Origin of the sequence: Streptococcus sp. 27098_8_91 (genome assembly GCF_041432385.1) — a bacterium.
Taxonomy (GTDB): domain Bacteria; phylum Bacillota; class Bacilli; order Lactobacillales; family Streptococcaceae; genus Streptococcus.
Map to the genome: position 1 here is coordinate 48,378 of NZ_JAPVZN010000008.1, position 17,746 is coordinate 66,123.

The 17,746-nt window shown below is 40.0% G+C and carries 17 protein-coding genes; 4 read left to right on the forward strand and 13 right to left on the reverse strand.

The features are described from left to right. Positions 1-43: 43 nt before the first annotated feature. From O3611_RS08015 to O3611_RS08045, 7 genes are all read right to left on the reverse strand, one after another. Positions 44-406, reverse strand: a complete 363-nt coding sequence (locus O3611_RS08015; RefSeq protein WP_371608300.1) for a DUF1304 domain-containing protein — start codon at positions 404-406, stop codon at positions 44-46. 10 nt (positions 407-416) lie between these two features. Continuing rightward, a complete protein-coding gene (locus O3611_RS08020; protein WP_371608321.1) occupies positions 417-842 on the reverse strand; it encodes a MarR family winged helix-turn-helix transcriptional regulator in 426 nt (141 codons plus the stop codon). Positions 843-1,066: 224 nt separating this feature from the next. Beyond that, positions 1,067-2,191, reverse strand: a complete 1,125-nt coding sequence (locus O3611_RS08025) for a LysM peptidoglycan-binding domain-containing protein (protein WP_371608301.1) — start codon at positions 2,189-2,191, stop codon at positions 1,067-1,069. Positions 2,192-2,367: 176 nt separating this feature from the next. After that, complete coding sequence (locus O3611_RS08030; RefSeq protein WP_371608302.1) at positions 2,368-2,982, reverse strand: HAD-IA family hydrolase; 615 nt, start codon at positions 2,980-2,982, stop codon at positions 2,368-2,370. A 3-nt stretch (positions 2,983-2,985) separates the two neighbouring features. Then, positions 2,986-4,266 carry an MATE family efflux transporter gene (locus tag O3611_RS08035; protein WP_371608303.1) on the reverse strand — a complete coding sequence of 427 codons (1,281 nt, stop codon included), beginning with the start codon at positions 4,264-4,266 and terminating at the stop codon, positions 2,986-2,988. Between the two features lie 60 nt (positions 4,267-4,326). After that, positions 4,327-5,811 (reverse strand): threonine synthase, encoded by a 1,485-nt coding sequence (thrC, locus tag O3611_RS08040; RefSeq protein WP_371608304.1) that lies wholly within the window; start codon positions 5,809-5,811, stop codon positions 4,327-4,329. A 74-nt stretch (positions 5,812-5,885) separates the two neighbouring features. After that, positions 5,886-7,163, reverse strand: coding sequence for a gamma-glutamylcysteine synthetase (locus O3611_RS08045; RefSeq protein ID WP_371608305.1), 1,278 nt, complete (start codon positions 7,161-7,163; stop codon positions 5,886-5,888). Between the two features lie 367 nt (positions 7,164-7,530). On the opposite strand from O3611_RS08045, the gene adhP reads away from it, so the two are divergent. The 4 genes from adhP to O3611_RS08065 all read left to right on the forward strand — a co-directional run bounded on the left by adhP (position 7,531) and on the right by O3611_RS08065 (position 11,746). Continuing rightward, positions 7,531-8,550 carry an alcohol dehydrogenase AdhP gene (gene adhP, locus O3611_RS08050; RefSeq protein WP_371608306.1) on the forward strand — a complete coding sequence of 340 codons (1,020 nt, stop codon included), beginning with the start codon at positions 7,531-7,533 and terminating at the stop codon, positions 8,548-8,550. Between the two features lie 439 nt (positions 8,551-8,989). Continuing rightward, the gene (locus O3611_RS08055) at positions 8,990-9,979 is read left to right on the forward strand and encodes a PTS sugar transporter subunit IIB (RefSeq protein WP_371608307.1); all 990 of its coding nucleotides are present in this window, start codon (positions 8,990-8,992) and stop codon (positions 9,977-9,979) included. A 28-nt stretch (positions 9,980-10,007) separates the two neighbouring features. After that, positions 10,008-10,820, forward strand: a complete 813-nt coding sequence (locus O3611_RS08060; protein ID WP_060955180.1) for a PTS mannose/fructose/sorbose transporter subunit IIC — start codon at positions 10,008-10,010, stop codon at positions 10,818-10,820. A gap of 14 nt (positions 10,821-10,834) precedes the next feature. Next, positions 10,835-11,746: a PTS system mannose/fructose/sorbose family transporter subunit IID gene (locus tag O3611_RS08065; RefSeq protein ID WP_045763029.1), complete on the forward strand. Its 912-nt coding sequence runs from the start codon at positions 10,835-10,837 to the stop codon at positions 11,744-11,746. A gap of 234 nt (positions 11,747-11,980) precedes the next feature. Here the strand turns inward: O3611_RS08065 and O3611_RS08070 are convergent, their stop codons facing one another. The 6 genes from O3611_RS08070 to O3611_RS08095 all read right to left on the reverse strand — a co-directional run bounded on the left by O3611_RS08070 (position 11,981) and on the right by O3611_RS08095 (position 17,615). After that, on the reverse strand, positions 11,981-12,400 hold the full coding sequence (locus O3611_RS08070) for a leucine-rich repeat domain-containing protein (protein ID WP_371608322.1): 420 nt from the start codon (positions 12,398-12,400) through the stop codon (positions 11,981-11,983). A gap of 338 nt (positions 12,401-12,738) precedes the next feature. Beyond that, positions 12,739-12,984, reverse strand: coding sequence for a hypothetical protein (locus O3611_RS08075; RefSeq protein ID WP_004238875.1), 246 nt, complete (start codon positions 12,982-12,984; stop codon positions 12,739-12,741). A gap of 166 nt (positions 12,985-13,150) precedes the next feature. Next, positions 13,151-13,729 (reverse strand): DUF4230 domain-containing protein, encoded by a 579-nt coding sequence (locus O3611_RS08080; protein ID WP_000493216.1) that lies wholly within the window; start codon positions 13,727-13,729, stop codon positions 13,151-13,153. Positions 13,730-13,991: 262 nt separating this feature from the next. Continuing rightward, positions 13,992-15,308 (reverse strand): ISL3 family transposase, encoded by a 1,317-nt coding sequence (locus O3611_RS08085; protein WP_001059646.1) that lies wholly within the window; start codon positions 15,306-15,308, stop codon positions 13,992-13,994. 138 nt (positions 15,309-15,446) lie between these two features. Then, positions 15,447-16,781 (reverse strand): aminopeptidase C, encoded by a 1,335-nt coding sequence (gene pepC, locus O3611_RS08090; protein ID WP_371608308.1) that lies wholly within the window; start codon positions 16,779-16,781, stop codon positions 15,447-15,449. 111 nt (positions 16,782-16,892) lie between these two features. After that, complete coding sequence (locus O3611_RS08095; protein WP_371608309.1) at positions 16,893-17,615, reverse strand: pseudouridine synthase; 723 nt, start codon at positions 17,613-17,615, stop codon at positions 16,893-16,895. Positions 17,616-17,746 lie beyond the last annotated feature (131 nt).

Below are 17,746 nucleotides of genomic sequence, written 5' to 3' on the forward strand. Positions count from 1 at the left end.
AATGATTAAAACCAGCACCTTCAATAGAAAGTGCTGGTTGTTTTTATTTCAAGAAAAGGATGCTCAAGAGGGCTAAAATAGCTGGCCCACCTTGCTTTAGAATGATTTTTTTATCTGCTGTTAAGGCACCATAAGCCGCTGCTCCTATGACAAATAAAACAAAGATTGTCACGATTTCAAGGCTCTGCGAGAAATAGATTCCATAAAGAAGAAATAGACCTATCAAGGCATTGTAAATTCCCTGATTCTTGAAAAGAGAGGTTACTGATGGCCTTCCTAATTCTTCCTTATCCATGTTAAAGACACGACTGGTTGTGTCCGATTGGGTTGCGATACTCTCCAAATAAAAGATATAAAAATGTTCGAGGGCAACAAGGGTTGCTAAAATAGTAGTAATGATTGACATCGTTTTCTCCTTAAAATTCTATTTTTTCTAATCCTGATACTAGTTTTGTCAACAAAGCTATCAGGTCTTGCTGCTCAGTAGAGGATAAGATGTTCTCCATCTGTTCCTTCACTCGCAAGTGATGTTTAGGCGGATTGACCAAGAGTTGATTCTTGGCTTCTTGGGTTAATTCAACTAAGACTTCTCGCTGATTGATTGGATTCCGATTGCGACTGACATAGCCCTCTGACTCCAGTATCTTAAAATGACGGGTCAAGGCTGCCTGGTCAATTTGTAACTTCTCCTGAACGGCAATCTGGTTACAGGGTGACTGTTGCAGTAAAGATTGCAGGATTTGATAGCGGGTCAAACTAATTCCCAATTGTTTCTCAAAAAGTTGAGTGATGGTCTGATCTGTTAAATGAAGCTGGTAAAGTAAATCATGCATTTTTAGTATTTTCTCCTTTCTTTGATATTTGATTTATCAATCATTGACTTATCAAGTATATTACAAATAAATTGACTTTGCAAGTCTTTTGCTTACTCCGTTAAATTAGTCTCCTAGTCACAATCCCTCAAGGCTATGTTTTTCTATTTTATGCCTGGAGTTTATTTACGCTATCTAAGAGTTTGAAAATAAAAAAAGAAGCGGAAACTCAAGTTCCCAACTTCTTAATATTCTTAGTTCATCGATACGTGAACGTGATCATAGTGGTTTTCTGTAACACTACCACGGTCTGGCATTGGATTCCAAGTGTAGGCTGGTCCGTATTTACTATCAAATGGTGCATAGAAACGTTGTTTCCAGATGATGTAGCTTATGCCACGGCTAGCCATATTTTGGATAGCATAATCTGCAATTTGGTCTCCAAGAGCAGAGCTTACTGGAACCATAAAGTCAATGGCAAGTCCTTTTCCGTGGTCTCCACTATCTCCTGGACGGTAACCACTAAATGATGTGATTCCGAACAAGTTAGCTACTTCCTCTTTAAAGGCAGCCGTTTGTGGCTGAAGACCTGCATTTTCTGATTTTGAAGCTGCAATACTTGCATAATCAGGTGCTGCTGGTGCTGCATAAGTCGCTGATGAACCTTGGCTTGCTTCAGCTTGATAAGTTGATGGTGTTGATTGAGTCTCTGCTACAGTTTCTGTAACTAGTGCTTCTGTTGTAGTCGTTTCTTTCACTACAAGTGTTTCTGCTACCGGCTCTTCTACTGGTGCTGAAACTTCTGCAACAGCTCCTGTTGTTGTTTCTGCTGCAGATTCTTCTGCTGGTGTTGCAACTTCAGTAGTGGTTTCTACTACTGACTCTTCTACCGGTGCTACAACTTCTGTAACAGCTGCTTCTGCGACTGGCTCAGCTACAGTTGTTTCTGCGACTGGTTGAGTTAAATCTTCAACCTGTACAGTTTGGTCATCTACAGTGACTTGGTTGGTTGTCAAATCTGCTGTTGCAGTTGTGCCTTCGCCTCCTTGAACTGCATCAGGGGTTTGAATTTCAACCTCTGTCACTTCTTCTTTTTCATTGACAGTTGTTGTAAGGACTGTCTCAGGGAAGATCAAATCAATATTGCTGATCTTGTTCAGGTTAGCAAGAACGGTCACATCCACTCCCAAAGCTTCGGCAATGGTACTTAAGGTATCACCATACTGAATCGTATAGCTTGTTTTATTCTCATTCTTAGTAACATCGTTTTGAATTTGCTCAACACTACGCGCTGTCCACACTAATTCTTCTGCTTGGGTTGCCAATACAGGGGCAAGGGATAAGGCTACTGTTGATGCTAAAATAATTCTTTTCTTCATACTATCAAACTCCTTTTCAAATGTAGTACCTGTCTATCATAACACAAAGAAAATAGAAAAAAAGCCCTTTTGGGGCTATTTAACAGAACTGTACATTCGTTGTAACAAATCACATTACTTGAAATAGTTTGTTAGTTTCTTGTCATCAGGCTGACACATTCTTCTTGCAGAAAATTCTAGAAGGAAAGCGAGCTAATGTCTTCTAAATGCTCTATCTGTTGATTACAAGTTGCAGGAGAGGCAAGAAAATTGATACTCTGGATGCCACTGTTTTGAGCAAATTCGATATCCAAAGTCCGATCGCCGATATAATAAGTCTGCTGAGGATCTAGTTCATACTTATCTAGAAGATAAATCGCAGCTTCTGGACTAGGCTTCCGAGAAAAGCCACTTTGATTGGTTAAAATTTCTGTGAAATAGTGGGCCAAACCCAAATTCTCCAAAATTGTAAAAGCATTGTCCCCTTTATGGGTATAAACAAACTGCTCAATTCCTTGCTGGTCTGCCCAAGCTAAGATTTCACGCGCCCCCGGCATCAGAACAACTTGAGCATTCTTCTCAGCCAAACTCTGAGCACGAACCTGATTGAGCATATCAGCATCCAAGCTTCTTTCTTCTCCCACCTTTTCCAACAGATCTTGAACGGAAGTTTTTAGAATAAAGGCACGAACCTCAGCCTTATCATAAGGAATGTCAAACTGGGCAAAAGTCTCTTCGATTCCTGCTAAGATAGCCTCATAAGAGTCTAACAAGGTCCCATCTAAATCCCAGATAAATCCAATTTTTTTCATATGTCATCCTTTCAAAGAGATATATTGCTTATAACGATAGCGCAGGAAGAACCAGCGAAAACCATTATCCAAAAGCGTTCCTGCCCAAATACCAGGCAAGCCCCAACCAAGAACAATTCCCATCAGATACCCTGTTCCGATACGGATACACCACATTCCGATACTTGTCGCATAAAAGGGGAGGCGTGCATTTCCCAACCCCTGCCAGACAGCTGTATAAATGACTGTTCCCGTCGTCATAGGAGTTCCTAGTAGTGAGAACAGCGTCACCAAAACACTGGCTTTAATGGCCGCAGGATCACTAGTGTAGAGGTGACTTAGGGGCGTTCCAAGAGCATAGATACTAAGTGTTAAGGGCAACATGAGAAAGAGCGATAGCCAAAAAGTTTGCTTACTTAAGTTGTCTACCCTTGCCCAATCATCTTCTCCAACTGCTCGAGCCACCTGCATGACTGTTGCTGTAGCGACACCAAAGGCTGGCATATAATTAAACTGAGTCAAGACTTCACCGATTGCATTTCCTGCGACTGCCTCCGTCCCAAAGGAAACAACCAAGGCAATAATGACCACATCACCAGCTCGCATCATGAGACGCTCTCCCGCTGCAGGTAAAGCCAAAGTCAGCAAGTCTTTATCCAGTCCAAACCTTGGTTTCGTATATGGAAGTTTTAATTGTGACCACAAAATCACAACCCCGACCAAACGTGACAAAATAGTCCCCCAAGCTACACCAGCTATGCCCATATCAAGAACAAAAATAGCTAGACTTGAAAAGAGAATATTCAAGGCATTGGATAAAAGACTCACATAAAGGGGAAGACGCGGATTATGGGTGGCGCGAATCAAGGCTCCTAGACTAGTCATCAAGCCCAAGAGGACGATTGTTCCACCGACCAAAGCTAGGTATAGTCCTCCACTCTCAGCCACAGCCGCTTCTGTCCCCAAAAGACCAATCATCTCTTGACCGGCAAAGATGGACAAGAACCCTAAAATCAAGCTCAAAAGCAAGGTTATCTTGAGCGCTTCTGTCACGTGGTAGGCTAGTCTAGACTGGTCCTTCTGCCCCAAACTTTTGGAAATAACACTGGAAATCGCAGCTCCTAGAGCAATAAAAATCGCTTGGTAAATGGTGATAATGTTACCCGCTACAGACACACCCGAAATGGCGATTAAGCCTAGATGTGCTACCAGATAACTATCCACCATTCCCATAAGCATCTGTAAAAAATTTTCACCCATGGCTGGCAGAGCTATGTTGAGAATGTCTTTATATTTCTTAAACAATCCTTCCTCCTGATGAAAAGAAACTCAGTTAGTTTCCCAACCGAGTTTACTTCCTCTGTTTTAAAGTCCTAGATAAGATTCTACTGCAGTCTGCATCTCTGATGCTGCAACAGTTGTCTTGTGACGAACTGGAGCTGTTTCAAGGCCATCCACTGCTGGTGGCACTGCTACTCCTGAGATTTCATGTAATTGAGCCAAGGCTTCAAAGTCGCTAAGACCTGATTGTCCAGTTACAGCTTCTACTGCAACGACTGGGAATTTGTAAGGACTAGCTGTTGAAGCAATCACCGTCTTAGTCACATCGCCTGTTGCTGCTTGGTATTTTTTAAATACGGCTGAAGCAACTGCTGTATGAGGATCCTCGATATAAGAATCTGACTCGTAAACACGCTTGATTTCTGCTGCGGTTTCCGCTTCTGTCGCATACTCTGCCGCAAAAAGAACAAGAATCTCTACATCAAAATCTTTCAATTCATACTGACCTTGAGTGTTCAAGGCATCCATGAGTTCAGCTGTCTTAACCGCATCATTACCCAAAAGATGGAAAATCAAGCGCTCCAAGTTTGAAGATACCAAGATATCCATAGACGGACTAGTGGTCACCTTAAACTCGCGCTTCTTGTCATAGACACGAGTTTTAAAGAAGTCTGTCAAGACATTGTTGTCATTTGAAGCACAGATTAGTTTCCCAACTGGCAGACCGATTTGTTTAGCGTAAAAGGCAGCCAAGATGTTCCCAAAGTTTCCTGTCGGAACGGTGAAGTTGACCTTGTCACCAGCCTTAATCTCGCCAGTCTTAACAAGCTGAGCGTAAGCATAGACATAGTAGACAATCTGTGGTACCAAACGACCGATATTCATAGAGTTGGCTGATGAAAATTGCAACTTGTTGGCTGCTAATTTTTCACGAAGAGCCACATCGTTGAACATATGTTTGACGTTGGTTTGAGCATCGTCAAAGTTTCCATCAATAGCGATAACATGAGTATTTTCCCCAGTTTGAGTGGTCATTTGCAACTCTTGTACCTTGCTGACACCATCTTTTGGATAAAAGACGATAATTTCAGTTCCAGGAACATCCGCAAATCCTGCCATGGCAGCTTTTCCAGTGTCTCCAGAAGTTGCAGTCAAGATAACAATCTTGTTTTCCAAGCCATGTTTCTTGGCAGCTGTTGTCATAAAGTATGGCAAGATAGACAAGGCCATGTCTTTGAAGGCAATGGTTGAACCGTGGAAAAGTTCCAAGTTGTATTGGCCATCAAGTTTGACAAGAGGAGCAATGGCTAGCGTATCAAACTTGCTATCATAGGCATTGGTGATACAGTAGTCCAACTCCTCTGCTGTAAAGTCATCCAAGAAAGCTGACAAGACCAGCTTAGCCACTTCTTGGTAAGAAGCATCTTTTAATGTGTCAAAATCCAAATCTACCTTTGGATAACTAACCGGAGTAAACAAACCTCCATCTGTTGCCAAACCTTGCAAAATCGCTTGGCTGGCTGTTACGGTATTTTTCGCATCACGCGTTGATTGATAAACTAATGTCATAAATCTCTATCCTTTATCTATAGTCTTATTCATTATAACATGATTTTTCAGAAAATTCTCCCTTTATAAGAAAATTATAGAGTCATTTTTTCTTTCAAAGGCTCTAAATAGGTCATTTCTTGCTGACCTCTCATTTCAAGACCTTGCTCTGCTATAGCTAGCAAGTCTTTTGAGAATTGAACAATTCCAGCTGTCTCCTCATCTGAAAGCTGTTTCTTAGAAAACTGGCGTCTCAAAGATTTGTAGTCACAACCAAATCTCTCAAAGAAAGGTGCTGTTTCTAGGTATGTTTCAAGCTTGTCTAGATTCACCAACAAACCTAGATGAAAGGCTGCCGAAGTAAAAGTGCGGTCTAGGGGTTGCGTACAAACACTACGAAATTCGACCGTTCCTCGAGTTGTTAGGTCTTGATATTGGTAACTACGATGCGTTTGAAAATCCTTCTCTTGAGGAACAAACAGAGTTTCTTTTCCATTTAGAGTATAGGCCGAAATTTCCTCAGTAGCTAGATAATCTCTAGCCCGAATCGGAGAAAAATAGTAGGTTTCCCCATCTCGTTCTGCTGTAAAAATCGCAGAGCGGTCTAGATAATCAAAGAAATCATCCTCATCTTTAAAGAGTCTATCATTGACACCAACATTTTCTGGATAAATCCCATGCATGGATTTTTCCCAAAAGATATCTCGTGAAATCAAAGTATCCCAGTCTGCTCCCGAAAACTCAGAATTGGCAAATAAGAAAGCTTTGGCTGCCTCAAGCTGAGTGAAAGCATTGATAACTCGTAAGTAGTTTGACTTCGAGACATCTAACTGAACTTGACTCCCACAGATAAATGCACCATAGGCTGGAAAGTCATGCAAAGAAACGGACTCCTGATTGTTGCCCATCTTCAGATAGTCCATCAACATCTGGTAACGCTGATAAGCGACAGGCAGATTATCATTGATATTCCAGTTAGGATGAATCCCCCAACCCTGAATCGCATGATCCTTTTCCCCAAGCTTTTCCTGAATCACCTTCATATAAGCTTGAAAGCGTTGGTCGACCTCTTGGATATTCTGGACTCTGCCAAAGGCAAACTCCAAGGTCGTATAGGAAACCTCAAACAAAATCCGGTCTTGACTGATCGGTTCTACAAGTTGAATTGGATTGCCATCCTGGTCTTCCTTTTCAACTTCCAGACCGAGAGCACCAACCAAAAAGTGCATCAATTCTTTGCTGACTTCAATATCGGTAGCTTGTCCATTTACATGAACGATAGGAAACTCCAACTCAATACCGATATAGAGTTCTGGATTTTCTTTGATATTTTTTAAATAGCGGTCTTTTAACAACTGAATTGAAGGGGACATAGATACCTCTCATTATAACTTCTCATACTAGAAAACAAATTACTCTCTATTATACCAAAAAGTCCTAGAGAAGGATCTTAGAAAGTCTGTTTGCAAGCTCGCTCCCTAGATTTTAGCCCCAATAACTTCCTCTTTATATGAAATCCATGCCAATACATCAGATATCATTGTTCAATTTTCACAGTCTCATCAACCGGTTAAGCGATTACATAGTTTTTTCATCAAATCCCTTGTACTATATTAAATATAGTGATATAATTCACATATAGACAAAAAGAGGGCAGTTCAAATTCGACTTCACTTGAATCATGAGTCAAGCCAAGCCCCTTTTCCTCTGCACCTCAACGACTAATCAAGGAGGATAGCTATGAAAGCTGTTGTTGTAAATCCAGAAGGTACTGGTGTTGCTATTGAAGAAAAAGTTCTCCGTCCACTCGAAACTGGGGAAGCTCTTGTAGAAGTTGAGTACTGTGGTGTCTGCCACACTGACCTCCACGTTGCCCATGGTGACTTTGGTAAAGTTCCAGGACGCGTTCTCGGTCACGAAGGTATCGGTATCGTAAAAGAAATCGCCCCTGATGTTAAAAGTCTCAAAGTTGGCGACCGTGTCAGCGTAGCTTGGTTCTTTGAAGGCTGTGGTATGTGTGAATACTGTACAACTGGGCGCGAAACTCTTTGCCGTACAGTAAAAAATGCTGGCTACTCAGTAGATGGTGGTATGGCAGAACAATGTATCGTAACTGCAGATTATGCCGTTAAGGTTCCAGAAGGTCTCGATCCAGCCCAAGCCTCTTCTATCACTTGTGCCGGTGTTACTACATACAAGGCTATCAAAGAAGCAAAAGTTGAACCAGGCCAATGGGTTGTCCTCTATGGTGCTGGAGGCCTTGGTAACTTGGCTGTCCAATACGCGAAAAAAGTATTCAACGCACACGTTATCGCAGTTGATATTAACAATGATAAACTTGCCCTAGCTAAAGAAGTTGGTGCTGATATCGTGATTAATGGTCTTGAAGTCGAAGATGTTCCAGGCCTTATCAAAGAAAAGACAAACGGTGGTGCTCACTCAGCTGTCGTAACAGCTGTATCAAAAGTTGCCTTTAACCAAGCAGTTGACTCTGTTCGTGCAGGCGGTCGTGTAATAGCTGTCGGTCTCCCATCTGAAATGATGGATCTTAGCATCGTCAAAACAGTTCTTGACGGTATTCAGGTCATCGGTTCCCTTGTTGGTACACGTAAAGATTTGGAAGAAGCTTTCCAATTTGGTGCTGAAGGTCTCGTTGTTCCAGTTGTTCAAAAACGGCCTGTCGAAGATGCCATTGCTGTCTTTGATGAAATGGCTGCTGGTACCATCCAAGGTCGCATGGTTCTAGACTTTACTCATTAAGATAAATAATAAATAATAAAACGAGGTAGGGACAGTAGACCCCACCTCGTTTTTTAGCAATAAAATTTTGGCATAGCAACTAATCGAACTTAAAGTTCTTTTTTAAATGCTCAATAACACCATTAAAGAAAACGTCATTTTTCTATCCACATTCTTTCAGCATCCAATGGTTGAGTGAAGTAAAAGAGGCTGGAACTAAGTTACCGAGATTTGGTTGGTCCACTTCTGCACTACCACTTTTTATATTAAATTTTTTTACCATTTTATAGACGATTTTACAAAAAGTTCATATATCAATATCTGCAAAGATAAAGCTTTGAGATTTTTTTCACTCTTTATTATAATTAGTTGATTTTTTGATGAAAACGATTTATACTTAAGGAGTCTTAAAGTTTTCTTAAACTAAGAGTCAAACATTTTATAAGGAGGAATAACAATAATGAGTATCGGAATCATTATTGCGAGCCACGGTGAATTTGCCGCGGGTATTCATCAGTCAGGATCTATGATCTTTGGTGAACAAGAAAAGGTTCAAGTTGTAACCTTTATGCCAAACGAAGGTCCAGATGATTTATACGCCAAGTTCAACAATGCTGTGGCTGCATTTGACGCAGAAGATGAGGTTCTAGTCTTGGCTGACCTTTGGAGTGGGTCTCCATTTAACCAAGCTAGCCGCGTAATGGGAGAAAACCCTGAGCGTAAATTTGCCATCATCACAGGACTTAACTTACCGATGTTAATCCAAGCATATACAGAGCGCCTGATGGACGCTACTGCAGGTGTTGATAAAGTCGCTGCAAATATCATCAAAGAATCTAAGGATGGCATCAAGGCTCTTCCAGAAGAACTCAATCCAGCTGAGGAAGTTGCTACTGCTACAACTGCGCCTGTAGCCCAAGCTGCTATTCCAGAAGGAACTGTCATTGGAGACGGTAAATTGAAAATCAATCTTGCACGTCTTGACACTCGTCTCCTTCACGGACAAGTCGCAACTGCTTGGACACCAGATTCAAAAGCTAACCGTATCATCGTTGCTTCAGATAACGTAGCTAACGACGACCTGCGTAAAGAATTGATCAAACAAGCGGCTCCTAACGGAGTGAAGGCTAACGTTGTTCCAATCAAAAAATTGATTGAGGTTGCTAAAGATCCTCGCTTTGGTGAAACACATGCCCTTATCTTGTTTGAAACACCACAAGATGCCCTTCGTGCTATCGAAGGTGGTGTGCCAATCAAAACTCTTAACGTTGGATCAATGGCTCACTCAACTGGTAAAACAATGGTCAACAACGTATTGTCAATGGACAAAGACGACGTTGCTACATTTGAAAAAATGCGTGACCTTGGTGTTGAATTTGACGTACGTAAAGTACCAAACGACACTAAAAAAGATTTGTTTGACTTGATTAGCAAAGCTAACGTTCAATAATTAAAACTAATAGAAAAGGAATAAAACCATGTCAGATATTTCATTCATTTCTGCTATCTTGGTTGTAGTTGTTGCCTTCTTCGCAGGTCTTGAAGGTATCCTCGACCAATTCCAATTCCACCAACCAATCGTCGCATGTACCCTTATCGGTCTTGTAACTGGTAACCTCGAAGCAGGGGTTATGCTTGGTGGATCACTTCAAATGATCGCCCTTGGTTGGGCTAACATCGGTGCTGCCGTTGCTCCTGACGCGGCTCTTGCCTCTGTTGCTGCTGCAATCATCATGATTAAGGGTGGTAACTTTACTACTGAAGGTATCGCAGTCGCAACTGCAACTGCTATTCCTCTTGCCGTAGCTGGTCTTTTCTTGACTATGATCGTTCGTACCATCTCAGTTGGTTTGGTTCACACTGCTGACGCTGCTGCTAAAGAAGGAAACATTACAGCTGTTGAACGCGCTCACTACTTTGCCCTCGCTCTTCAAGGTCTACGTATTGCTATCCCAGCTGCACTCTTGCTTGCAATGCCAACTGAAGCCGTTCAAAGCGTATTGAACCTTATGCCAGAATGGCTTAAAGGTGGTATGGCTGTCGGTGGTGCTATGGTCGTTGCCGTTGGTTACGCATTGGTTATCAACATGATGGCTACTCGTGAAGTATGGCCATTCTTCGCTATCGGTTTTGCTCTTGCAGCAATCTCTCAATTGACTTTGATTGCCCTTGGTGTCATCGGTGTTGCCCTTGCCTTCATCTACCTCAACCTTTCTAAACAAGGTGGAAACGGCGGAGGAGGAGCTGCAACTTCTAACGATCCAATCGGTGATATCCTAGAAGACTACTAGAAAGGGGAACAATCATGGCTGAAAAAATTCAATTATCAAAATCAGATCGCCAAAAAGTTTGGTGGCGTTCACAATTCCTTCAAGGTTCTTGGAACTACGAACGTATGCAAAACTTGGGTTGGGCTTACTCTTTGATCCCAGCTATCAAGAAACTTTACACTAAAAAAGAAGACCAAGCTGCTGCTCTTGAGCGTCACCTCGAGTTCTTCAACACTCACCCATACGTAGCTGCCCCAATCATGGGGGTTACTCTTGCACTTGAAGAAGAACGCGCAAACGGTACTGAAATCGATGACGCTGCTATCCAAGGTGTTAAGATCGGTATGATGGGACCTCTTGCTGGTATCGGTGACCCAGTCTTCTGGTTTACAGTTCGTCCTATCCTTGGTGCCCTTGGTGCATCACTTGCTGCAACTGGTAACATCGTTGGTCCACTTCTCTTCTTCTTTGGATGGAATGCAATCCGTATGTCTTTCCTATGGTATACACAAGAGTTTGGTTACAAGGCTGGATCTGAAATCACTAAAGATATGTCAGGTGGTATCTTGAAAGACATCACTAAAGGAGCTTCTATCCTTGGTATGTTCATCCTTGCCGTTCTTGTACAACGTTGGGTATCAATCAACTTCACTATCAACCTTCCAGGTAAACAATTGTCAGAAGGTGCCTACATCGTCTTCCCAGAAGGTCCTGTTACAGGTGGAGAATTGAAGGGAATCCTCGGCCAAGCACTTAGCGGATTGAGCTTGGATAGCGTTCAACCACAAACCCTTCAAGGACAGTTGAACTCATTGATCCCAGGATTGATGGGACTTCTCCTTACTTTCCTTTGCATGTGGTTGCTTAAGAAAAAAGTATCTCCAATCACAATCATTCTTGCCCTCTTTGTAGTTGGTATCGCAGCTCGTTTCTTCGGTATCATGTAATCTCGGTGAGAATTTACAAACAAAAAAAGAATCAGGTTTATCACCTGATTCTTTTGGCTCTTTGTCAAATAGTGTTGATGAAGAACCTAATGAAAAAAGAATCCAACAAAAATTGGACTACCTGTCTCCGGTTGGATACCGAAGACGGTAGCCCTAGGGTGTTTTTATTAAATTCTCACTTTTTGGGGTCAGTCCCTAAGCCTGATAGTAATTTTTTGTTCATACTATTCCCCTTTAGTCATTTACTACTTTAAGTTGCCTTGCTTTAGCTACTTCTTCTGCCTTTGATCCCTTAGGTGTATGGATTTCTACATCTGGGTTACAGTTATCCACAAAATAGAAGTATTCTGTAATTTCTGTTACACTTGCTGGAATTGTAATAGATTTAATTGATGATGTCCCCCAGAATACTAATGTTCCAATACTCTTTGTTCCTTCTGGGAATACAACTGATTCTAATGAACTGTCAGAGTTGAAAACATCATCTTCTACTGTTTCTATTGACTTACCAAAGTGGACATACTTTAACTTATTGTCAATCGTAAACGCACCTTTTCCAATATATCGTACTGTATCTGGTAAAACGATTGCCTCACAATGTTTCAAGTTCGCAAGACCACGTTCTCCAATTGCGATAACAGGTTTACCTTTAATTTCCTTTGGTACACGAACAACCTTATCGTCAGAAGTACAACTATAGATGACATAACCTTCTTCCCATAAATATACGCATGTTAATATATTAATATCTTTAAGGATTTATAACTATAGTTCCTTAATTTTCCCAGTAAAAAAACGAAAGGCACCACAAGTTATTTATGTGTTTTCTTTAAACGATTCATGTACTTCTGTCGCAACTTCTCACCCGCCTTTAATTGCGGTTGCGATAGATTGAGGACCTAAATATGCATCCCCTGTTATTAGTTCATTTCTATTGTATTCTGATGTTGACCGAAAGTCAAATTTTTACCTTTCATCTAGAACACTAAAGTCTACTTTTGTTCAATTGCTGCAACGACAAGGTCACATGGAATAATATGTTCACTACCTGCCACTTCATGCGTTGATCTTCTTCCACTTTCATCTGATTCACCAAGTTCCATTGTAATAACCTTTACACCAGTTACTTTCCCACTCTCATCACGCAATACTTCTTTAATATTCTCTAAGAAATGGAATGTAACACCTTCATTGTGTGCATCTTTGATTTGTAGTGTAGCTTCTAGTATATTGTTCATATGGTCATCATTCTTTTGTTTTAGGTTTCAGCGCTTTTAATATAATGGATGTTGGCCTTTTTGTATACACTAAAATAGGGTTGGTGGAAAATTTCCATCAACCCTAAAAATTATAGAACCACACAAAACCCTGACCAGAGATGGCCAGGGTTTTGTATTTCAAAAATTATTCTGTAAATTCTATAGTTACTTTTACTTCAGAATCCATTGAAGAAAATATTGTTTTATAATAATTGATTGCAGATTCTTTAATTTCACTCTTAAATTTATCTAAATACTCTGCTTGTTTATCACTAGAAAGTTGGTTAGCGACCAATTTCCCAGTATCAATATCTTCTGTAGTTCCACTTAATAACTCTCCATGACTATCATATAAATCATAAGGATTATCTTTTGAAAGTTCAACACCAATTACTTCCAATTTTGGAACAATAACCTTATATTCTTTTTCGCTTATTTGTTCAACCTTTACACTACTTTTAATTCCAAATTTAGCTTTATAATTTAAAATTACTAATGCTGCTTTTTTAGAGAACGGCACATCAAACCCAAAAACTTGAGTTGTTTTTGTTTCAGAAATAATTTCATTAATTCCCGCATTCAAAAATACAACTTCATTCACTTTTTCAATACTTTCGATATTAATTGACGATTTGACTTCTGATTTATGTTCCTTAGGTAAGAAAAATAGCACTCCAATAGCTATAATAGCTATTAATACCACATTCAATAGTACACTAAACATATTAACTTTCTTCTTTAATATAGACAAGATAAAAAAACCTCACTTTAAATAATCTATCTAAATTTTACACATTCTAAAGAAAATAGTCAATATTTTTTCGTACTATCTTCTAAAATTAATTGTGCCTATTAAAAATGAAATTAGTTTGTTGCATTTGATTATATTTTTTTGAACACCAAATCCATTTAAAATTGAGTGCTATTTTGAGCACTAAAAAAGGGCTCTTTGTCAAATAGTGTTGATGAAGAAATTTAGGAAGGGATTAAGCAACTAATTGTTGCTTAATCCCTTTTTGTTTTGGGCCAAACATTTTTGTTATTAAAATAATCCTATTTCTAAAATGGTAATAGTTTCTAAAGCCGTAGGCATTTCTTTTAAGCACTTTTATTTTATTGTTTATTCCTTCAATAGGGCCATTTGTTCTAGTTGGATACTCACAAGTATTTTGAATATATGGCAAGTAAGTCATAAGAGTCTTTAATACTCTTTTTAAACCAGGAGATAGGTCTAATTGCGTAGCTGCTTCAATCGTTTCCTTGAATTCTATATAATCTCTATCCTGTATACATTCACGAAGTGAATGTACAACCTCATAATCATTTTTAAGAGATGGATTTTTTTCTAAGATATAATCTACGATTCCTTTACTTGTTATGAAGCTTTCAAAAAGCTTATAACGATTATATTTATAGTTCTGAAGTTCATTAGAGTTCTTTAAAATTAACTTCCAATAATGTTTTAACTTTCGATATAATTTAGAGTCTTTATAGCGATGCTTATTCATGACACGTACCCGAGTTCGATTTAATTCTCTATTTAAGGCTTGTACGATATGAAAAGGATCAATGATAATTTTAGCGTTAGGAAACATTTCTTTTATTAATTGAATGTACGGTAAGTACATGTCGATGGAGATAGTTTTTACCTTTAATCTAGTCTTAGGCTCAAAACGATGAAAATACTTTTTCAAGCTGTAAGATTTTCTATCTCGTACAACATCGACCAGCTTGTGTGTAGTGCTATCACAAATAATGAAGCTCATATTACTATCGGAAGATTTGACGGATTTAAATTCATCAAAACACAAATGCTCAGGTAAATCGTGTAATGGTTTAATCTTTAGTAAACGTGTTGTATCATCTATGATACGTCTTACCGTATGAACTGAAACATTTGTTTCTTTTGCGATATAGGTTTCAGATACTGTTTCACTTATTTTTGATTTAATTTCGTTTTTTAAGCGTTTAGAGATATGACAGTGTTTTTCTACGATTCGACTAGTGTCTGCGGTAAATGAAGAGCCGCATTCTCTACAGAGAAATCTCTGCTTGCGTAGATTTAAGTAGGCCGCTAGGCCTGAAACAGAACAGAGAGTGATACGAGATGTTTTCGTGCCGTTTTTAACGATATTATTATTTCGGCTAACACACCCACAAACGGTACAAAATTCTGGTTTATGCGTATAAGTAGCTGCATAAAATAAAGATTTTCTCTTTTTAAATATCTTCTCTTGAACTTTATTATCCCAAATAATGTTTTTATCTTTGATTTGTAGTGTAGCTTCTAGTATATTGTTCATATGGTCATCATCCTTTTGTTTTAGGTTTCAGCGCTTTTAATATAATGGATGTTGGCCTTTTTGTATACACTAAAATAGGGTTGGTGGAAAATTTCCATCAACCCTAAAAATTATAGAACCGTTCTTTTTATATCTCATTTATTCAGCCAAGGCACCCATTGGATCCCATGGTGCAAGGACGATTGGTTCTGCTTCATAGGCAGCTTGTTCTTCTGCTGTTAGTAATTCCTTACGAACAACAATTTGGTAAGTGTACTCGTCCATCCAAGCATCTGAAGCAACAAAGTAACCATCTGTACCGACCTTGTCTCCCCATGAGTTTTCAACTTTCCACTTGATTGATTTGCCATTTTCATCCAAATCAACACCTGTCAAGACCATGGCGTGGGTCATCAAGCTTTCGCTGTAGTCCAAACGTCCAGCCTTGTCTTGAGTGAGTTGAATGTCCATGCTTGATTCAAAGTCATAAACATCTGTCGCAAGGATTCCCGCTTTACGGTTGCTGATCTGGCCGACATCAGAACCAAACCAAACAGTCTCTCCTGCTTGCATTTGAGCAATCGCTAATTCTTTCAAGCGCTCCATTGGAACGTTGATGTAACGAACCGCACGGCTACCAACGACATTCCCCAACATCTCAACTGTGTAAGATTTGCCGTAAGGCTTATCAGCAGTTGGGGCATTGATAACAGAAACGTAGTCTTCTAGAGGAAGATTGACATATTTCTTGTAAAACTCCTGTGGCGTGATACCCTTTTCGCTTTGGTAGTTGTTATCTTTATCGCGATAAGCAAAGTCAAATTTACGTGGTGGAAGCCCTAATGACATGGCAAGGAAGTTAAAAATTTCTTGCAAGAGGTCTTCTTTCTTAGCTTGAACAGTCTCTTGGTCTGCACCAGAAGCGAGCAAGTCTCGCAAAATTTGAGCATCCTGGCGAAGCAATTTGTTGAGAATGGCATTTAGCTCGCGGCTATTGCTAGATGAGATAGACTCAGGGTAAACCGACTTGGGCACGACACCATATTTCTCGAAGAGGGACACTACCATATCCCACTGACCGCCATCTTGTTGTGGAGTTTGGAGTAGGAAGCTAACCTTGCGGCTTGTCAATTCTTGGTCAGCAGTCGCAATGACTTGCTCCAAGAACCAGTTAGATTTTTCATACTTGTCCCAGAAGAAGGTGTGGGCTTGTGACAATTCAAAGTTTTCAAGTTTGTATTGAGAGATGAGTTTGTGGCGGAAAGTATTGAGGGCTGCAAACATCCAGCAACGACCAGAAGCCTTCTGGTTAGTGACCTTGTCCTTAGTCAAATCAAGTGAGAAAACAGGTGTGTTATCTACATGGCTTTGGCGACGCTCAAGGGCTGCAAAGATTCCATTGTGGCTAGCAGCATTTTCGATAGCTTGGTATTTGACATTTGCTTCATAGTTGGCAAATAATTTATCTGTAAATGATTCTTGAATCGCGTTCATAAAATCCTCCTTTTTATTCTACAGTCTATTATAACGCTTTTCACAAAGGAAGCAACCAAAAACTGAAAAAGGCAAGGATATTTTCCTCACCTTTTTCAAAGATTACACAGTTTACCCAACACTTTCGAGTAAGCCTTCTAATTCCTCTTTAGTTAAGCGACGCCATTCCCCACGCTTTAGATTTTCATCCAAGGTCAAAGTTCCCATGGTCAGACGTTGCAAGTCCACCACTTCCTTATCACAGTAGGCTACCATGCGTTTAACCTGGTGGAATTTCCCTTCGGCAATGGTCACTCGAACCAAACTTTGGTTTTTTTCTCTATCAATAGACACAAGCTCCAGCTTGGCAGGTTGACAGGTAAAGTCCTTGAGGGGAATACCTTGCGCAAAGGCCTCTATGTCTGCATCTGTCATTATTCCATCGACTTGCGCCAGATAAGTCTTATCCACATGACGTTTAGGCGAAAGTAGAGCATGAGCCAGCTTGCCATCATTGGTCAAGAGCAAGAGTCCATGCGTATCGATATCCAAACGACCGACTGGGAAAACTTCCTTGGCACGTGCATAGTCATCCAACAAATCCAAAACAGTCTTGTGTTTGGGATCCTCAGTCGCTGATATAACTCCTTGGGGCTTGTTCATCATATAGTAAACAAACTCCTCGTAGTCTAGCTTTTGCCCATCAAAGCGAATCTCATCTGTCCCTTCATCAATTTGTAGTTTGGCAGATTTTTCTTTCTTGCCATTGACCGTCACGCGCCCAGCCTTGAGAAGGTTTTTGACCTCAGTCCGACTCCCTACAGCGCAGGCAACTAAAAATTTATCTAATCTCATAGAACTATTATATCATGAAAAAACATAGACTTAGAACAAAAAAATAAGCCGCCTGATTGGGCGACTTTATTTTATAGGGAGATTATTATGAAAAATTTTTAGGAGTTAAAGTTAAGGTCTTCTTAACTTAT

Coding starts and splice junctions, on each gene's coding strand:
- O3611_RS08055 (WP_371608307.1), top strand. CDS start 8,990: ATGAGTATCGGAATCATTATTGCGAGCCACGGTGAATTTGCCGCGGGT.
- adhP (WP_371608306.1), top strand. CDS start 7,531: ATGAAAGCTGTTGTTGTAAATCCAGAAGGTACTGGTGTTGCTATTGAA.
- O3611_RS08080 (WP_000493216.1), bottom strand. CDS start 13,729: ATGTTTAGTGTACTATTGAATGTGGTATTAATAGCTATTATAGCTATT.
- O3611_RS08085 (WP_001059646.1), bottom strand. CDS start 15,308: ATGAACAATATACTAGAAGCTACACTACAAATCAAAGATAAAAACATT.
- O3611_RS08075 (WP_004238875.1), bottom strand. CDS start 12,984: ATGAACAATATACTAGAAGCTACACTACAAATCAAAGATGCACACAAT.
- O3611_RS08060 (WP_060955180.1), top strand. CDS start 10,008: ATGTCAGATATTTCATTCATTTCTGCTATCTTGGTTGTAGTTGTTGCC.
- thrC (WP_371608304.1), bottom strand. CDS start 5,811: ATGACATTAGTTTATCAATCAACGCGTGATGCGAAAAATACCGTAACA.
- O3611_RS08095 (WP_371608309.1), bottom strand. CDS start 17,615: ATGAGATTAGATAAATTTTTAGTTGCCTGCGCTGTAGGGAGTCGGACT.
- O3611_RS08015 (WP_371608300.1), bottom strand. CDS start 406: ATGTCAATCATTACTACTATTTTAGCAACCCTTGTTGCCCTCGAACAT.
- O3611_RS08065 (WP_045763029.1), top strand. CDS start 10,835: ATGGCTGAAAAAATTCAATTATCAAAATCAGATCGCCAAAAAGTTTGG.
- pepC (WP_371608308.1), bottom strand. CDS start 16,781: ATGAACGCGATTCAAGAATCATTTACAGATAAATTATTTGCCAACTAT.
- O3611_RS08030 (WP_371608302.1), bottom strand. CDS start 2,982: ATGAAAAAAATTGGATTTATCTGGGATTTAGATGGGACCTTGTTAGAC.
- O3611_RS08025 (WP_371608301.1), bottom strand. CDS start 2,191: ATGAAGAAAAGAATTATTTTAGCATCAACAGTAGCCTTATCCCTTGCC.
- O3611_RS08045 (WP_371608305.1), bottom strand. CDS start 7,163: ATGTCCCCTTCAATTCAGTTGTTAAAAGACCGCTATTTAAAAAATATC.